Genomic DNA, 5142 nt, shown 5'->3' with positions numbered 1-5142 from the left:
CGGCCCCGGCGTCAAGGCCGCCGCCCAGAAGGCCATGAACGGGACGGCCCAGGACGTCCACCAGTTCCTGACCGTCGGCCGGTACGACGCCGCCGCCAAGGACAAGGCCGCCGCCGCCAGTCCCAGTGCCACCCAGAACGGCACGGCCGCCCCGACCCAGCCGACCGCTGCCGCGAGCCCGACCGCCGTCGCCCCGACGACCGCGACGCCGAGCCCCGGCAACTCCGCAGGCGCGACGCACACCGCGACGCCCACCAGCACCCCCACCGCCACCCCCACGACCGCGCTCGCCTCCACCGGCGGCGGGACCGAACTCCCGTGGGAGCTCGGCGTCACCGCCGTGGCACTCACCGCGGGCGCCGGCCTCCTCGTCGTCACTCGTCGCCGCCGCTCCAACGAGTCCTGACACCCGCTTCGCACCCCCAGGCCACCCACCCTGACCGCCAGGACGCCGACACCCGCCTGGCTAGGCCCTTCGGGCGAGCAGGTGAACCTCCTGGAACTGCCGCCGGTCGGTGGCCCGGGGCTCGCGGACCATCCGGGCCACCTCGGCCAGCCCGGCCGCGCGCAGCGTCGCGGAGAGGTGATCGGGCGACCACCGATAGGCCGGCGCGACCGTGTGGTCGAAGACCTGGGTGGGGTGCGACGGACCGTCGCTGGCCGAGAAGCCGATCAGAAGGTGCCCGCCGGGTGCCAGCACGCGGTGGAACTCCGCCAGGAAGACGGGCAGTTCCGGCGGCGGAGTATGGATGACGGACCACCGCGAGAGCACCCCGCCCAGCGCGCCGTCAGCGATGTCCAGCGCGGCCATCGAGCCCACCTCGAACCGCAGCCCCGGATAGGCCTCGCGAGCCAACCCGACCATCACGGACGAGGCGTCAATCCCGAACGCCGCCAGCCCCAGCCCCTCCAGATGCGCGGTGACGTGCCCGGGCCCGCACCCCAGATCCGCCACCCGCCCCTCCCCGCCCGCCCGGACGACCTCCGCGAAGGCACCCAGAATCGCCCGATCCAGCGGCCTGTCACCGAGTTCGTCGCGAAACCGCTGCGCATAGACGGAGGCGACGGCGTCGTACGCCTCGCCGGTGGCACCGAGGGCATCGTGTTCGACCATGCCCGCGACAGTAGTTCCTGATGCCGGGTCGAGCAGAGGCGATGACGAGCTTCCCCGCCGCCACCATCACCCCCACTCCGCATCTCCACCGCCGGAGCGCCCGAGCCGGACGGACAGCTTCACCACTGCCGGTCGAACCTCCGCTGTATCGTCCGGGTGGAAGCCGGTCGCGCGGCACCACCAACGGCGGCTGTCCGGACACGAAATGGGCGGGCTGATGAGAGCGTCATTCCTCGACTTGGTTTTCGAGGTCCTCGGCCGTGCTCAGGAGCTGCGAACACCGCCGGGCGCATGGAGCCAGGCGGAAGGCACAGCCGGCACGGAGCTGCCGGACGACCTCAAGGCGATCACCGTGGCGTACGCACCGGTCTGCCTGAACCATCACCTGACGCTCTATCACCCGTCGACCTCGGCCTTCAACCTGGCCGACCATCTGAAGGGCGAACTGGAGCAGCTGAACGCACTGGACTGGTTCGCCGAGGAGGGACCCGCCTACCACGGCTCCGCTCCTCGGTTCGGAGGCCCCCACGGTCTGCTTCCCATCGCCGTGACCGACCGTCGGGAGTCCTTGTTCATCCGCCGGACGGAGTCCGGTGAGTGGATCTGCGTGACCCTCTCGGCTTTCGGCGGTGCGTTCCGCGAGTTCCCCATGGGGTTCGCCGAATGGCTGTACCGCTACCTCGAGGGTGAGGAGATGTTCGGCCCGGGTACCGATGTCTACTATCCGGGCCCGGTCCGGATCGAGGAGCTGCCGCAGTACCGGGGAGACGACGTGCGGGACCGCTGGGGCCCGCCGCGCGCGCCGAAGCAGGCGTGACCGGGCGACTCGTGCGGGACCCGACTCCCGCACGCCCGTGCTCCGCGGGCCCGGCAGACCCCCGCTATCCGCGTCCCTTGAACGGGCTTCCGACGAGCACCTGCGCCCACGTAGCAGCTGTCGCCGTAGCGGGGTCGGGATCGGCCACACACAGCCAGAGCGTGCAGTGGCCGGTCCCGGCGTCCTGGAGAGCTGCAAGCTGACCGGTCTGGCCACCCTTGGGAAGCTTGGGACCGAATCGATCATGCCCGCCGACCGGCACGGCATTGGGGGTCAGCGGCTCCTCCGGGTCCAAGCGGTCGGTCGGGTTCGGCAACAGCATCAACTGCGCTGCGCTGCGGGACTCGAAGACGCCTCCGTTGCCCGAGGCGGAGCGTCCGTGCACGCCCCAGCCGGCCTCCGTGTCTCCGCGCACCCCGGCGGCGTCGCCGGGGGCGAACCCGAACACTCCGCCACCGTCGCCCTTGCCGCACACCCCGAAGCCGTTCGACCGGCCGGACACTCCGCCGGTGTTCTGGAGCTCCCAGTTCAGGTCGCGGGGAACCCCGGCCGAGTATCCGATCACCCCGTAGCTTCCCTGACCGAAGACCCCGGGGTTGTCCGCTCCGCCGGTTCCCAGCACCCCGGCCTGCACGCTCTGTTCGTGGCTCTGGCTCCGGGCTGCGGCGTGGACATACCCCACCACGCCGTTCGCTCCTCGCCCTACCAGTCCGTTGGCTGCCGGCACGGTCACGGCACTCGTGCTCACGACGGCTGTACCCGTGGCCAGGATCGCGTCCACACCTTCCGCCCCTCCACGCGGCAGCCCGTCGTTCTCGGACGACACCGAGAGCACGAAGTTCGCCTGGTAGCCGTCGGGCGCGGCATCCTTGGCGACCAGGATCGTGCGTTCCTCGCTGCGGTTGGTCCGCCCCACCGCCAGGTCATCTCCTGCGTCAGCCGCACCAGCGCTTCCCATCACGTACCTCCAGTCGCAGACCCCGAGAGCGGCACCAGTTTCACTCGCCCACGAACGGTCCGCACGGGTGGAGGCGCAAGCGGCCTAAATCCGCGTCCCTGAGATCGTCGGGCACGACGGTCCGGACAGCGCCGTCGGCCGGTTCATCCGACGGACGGAGCCGGAGACTGACACTTCGCCGGTCGAACCGCCACCCGTCGGGCAGCGGCGCGCGAGGCGGCCGGGAAGGAGTGGATGGTGGGCCGGCTAGCCGAGAGCACTACGCAGGCCTTTGGCGGTGAGGAAGGCGCCGATGACCGCGAAGAGGGCGGACACTCCTCGATTCCAGGCGACCCCCAGGCGGTAGTGGCGGTGCTCCGGACCCATCCCACGAACCGAGATCTTGTACGCCACTCCACGAAAGTTGATGACGTATGCGATCAGGGCCAGGGTGATCGCCCCCGCCACTCCGAACAGAACCCACGAGTCGTGGTGATTCAGGTGGTCCAAGTCTGTGACCTGCCTACTGAGTCCCACAGCGTGCGATTCCTCCCCCGGTGATGCTCCTCGCGCCGCCGTGGACGGTGACACGCTCGTTCAAGGCTGCGGCCGGTCTCACGCCAAACGGTAGCGCGCGGCTGGTGGAGCGGCTTCGTCCGGTGACCTTCGCGCCTGCCGGCCATCCCGGCGGGAGGCGCTCGGGCACACGGACCGCCTGTTGAAGGGGCGCCGCCCGGCGGGCCGACATCAGCCGCTGGTGTCAGTCACCGCAGTCAAAAGCCCCGCAGCGTGATCGCTGCGGGGCATCTTTGCTGGTGGGCGCGGACGGTTTCGAACCGCCGACATCTGCTTTGTAAGGCTTGGCGTGGGCCACCCGCTCTGAGCTGCGGATAGCCCACGTTGCCTACCTCTGGAGACAGTCGCCGCCGACCACCTGACTGACCGCTACGTACCGCTCGATCTGGCACGGATGTGGCACGGCCCTCAGTCGCCCGACGGGAGTTGGCTGCGGCTAGCCGCTGGCCCCTCGATCGTCCATGCCTCCCCGTCACCAGCCTTCGCCATCTCGCGTCCCCCTATGACACCAAGATCATGACGAATAGCATCTAGAAGGTTGCCATACCTCTCGTTCACAACAGCAACCATGCGATCAGCTTGTTCCTGCTCGAAGGTGCCAACAACGAACGCTTGCGTGGCAAACATCTGAGCTACAAGAGATTGGTACGACTGTCGAAGCTCGTCAGATCCAACGATCTCCAGAATGGCCCAGGCGGAGTGCACGCCAGTAGAAGCCTCTTGCCAGTCAAATGCGCGGAGAGCACGCCGCTCCTCCGCTATCTGCTCTTTAGAGTCAAGAGGGTACGGATTAGCCCATCTACGCAGGTTTTGGACCCACGGTTCGAGCCTGCCGAGCAGCTCAACCGAGGCCTGGCGCCGCTCTAGCACCCATCGTCGAGCGTCCTCGCGTGCCCAGCGCTCCCGCTCCTCCTCCCTGCTCTTCTGCCACTGAGCCGCTACCTGAGCCCGCTCATGTGCGATGCGCGCCTGCTCGCGTCGGTCCGATCTCCACTGATTGAACAGCAGGCTGAGACCGGTTACGGCAGCGCCTATCAGATATCCCCATGACGCATTCACTGCGCCAGTCTGCCCGACCTATGCCTGCAGCGAAGGGGTTTTCCGCGCTCTGCGACAGGCACAACTTGCGCCGCCGGCAAGCTCCTCGCTGAGCGGGATGGTTCCCTCCTCGATCGGGCAGCTTCGCCGCACCCGGGTTCTCCAGGGGCCGCCAAGGCTCACGCCGTGACGCTTGCGCTTGGCCTTGGCGGCCCCTGGAGGTTCCGGGTACGCCCTTGGGTGTCCGGTCGAGGAGGGGGCCGCCCCGCGACCCACCACCTCGCCACATCGGCGCTGCACCGTCGCGCCTGCCCGCCTCCCCCTCCGAGAGAGGGCCGGGGTCTGGGGCGGAGCCCCATGCTTCTCTCTGCCGCTCCCTGCGGCACCGCCGGCCGGGCGCCGGAGCGGGGCGAAGACAGGAGCGACGGCGGCCGGCCGGGCGAGTGCCGCGCCGCGCTGTGCGCGGCGCCTTGAACCCGTAGAGAAGGTTTTTACTCATCCCTCCTCGTTCCCCCGATCGTCTCCGGGGATGCCCTACTGGCCTTGGCTGATCCGGTTGGCCTGGCGTGGTCTTGTCCGGCGGCACATGGGCATGCTGACTTGATGTCAGACCAGCGCAGGGAGGGGACAGCATGGTTGAGCTGACAGTCAGGCCGTGGC

Annotated in this window: 5 protein-coding genes; 2 read left to right on the top strand and 3 right to left on the bottom strand. The window is 69.3% G+C overall.

Annotation, left to right across the window (positions count from 1 at the left end; translation table 11 throughout):
• The coding region (locus ABD323_RS32395; RefSeq protein ID WP_344445622.1) for an ALF repeat-containing protein at positions 1–406 on the top strand (406 nt) is incomplete at its 5' end.
• Positions 407–466: 60 nt separating this feature from the next.
• Here ABD323_RS32395 and ABD323_RS32390 read toward each other — a convergent pair.
• Complete coding sequence (locus ABD323_RS32390) at positions 467–1114, bottom strand: class I SAM-dependent methyltransferase (RefSeq protein WP_344445621.1); 648 nt, start codon at positions 1112–1114, stop codon at positions 467–469.
• A 238-nt stretch (positions 1115–1352) separates the two neighbouring features.
• Between ABD323_RS32390 and ABD323_RS32385 the strand changes: the two genes are divergently transcribed.
• Entirely contained in the window at positions 1353–1931 is a 579-nt protein-coding gene (locus ABD323_RS32385) for an SMI1/KNR4 family protein (protein ID WP_344445620.1), read from the top strand.
• A 64-nt stretch (positions 1932–1995) separates the two neighbouring features.
• On the opposite strand, the gene ABD323_RS32380 is transcribed toward ABD323_RS32385, so the two are convergent.
• Entirely contained in the window at positions 1996–2847 is an 852-nt protein-coding gene (locus ABD323_RS32380) for a hypothetical protein (RefSeq protein WP_344445619.1), read from the bottom strand.
• A 288-nt stretch (positions 2848–3135) separates the two neighbouring features.
• Positions 3136–3378: a hypothetical protein gene (locus ABD323_RS32375; RefSeq protein WP_344445618.1), complete on the bottom strand. Its 243-nt coding sequence runs from the start codon at positions 3376–3378 to the stop codon at positions 3136–3138.
• Between the last annotated feature and the right edge of the window lie 1764 nt (positions 3379–5142).

The organism is Kitasatospora nipponensis, from assembly GCF_039528135.1.
In the GTDB taxonomy this organism is placed as follows: domain Bacteria; phylum Actinomycetota; class Actinomycetes; order Streptomycetales; family Streptomycetaceae; genus Kitasatospora; species Kitasatospora nipponensis.
This window is presented reverse-complemented; position numbering and strand designations above follow the sequence as displayed.

What these genes read in the sequence shown, in the direction of transcription:
- ABD323_RS32390 (WP_344445621.1), bottom strand. Translation starts at nt 1,114, where the DNA reads ATGGTCGAACACGATGCCCTCGGTGCCACCGGCGAGGCGTACGACGCC.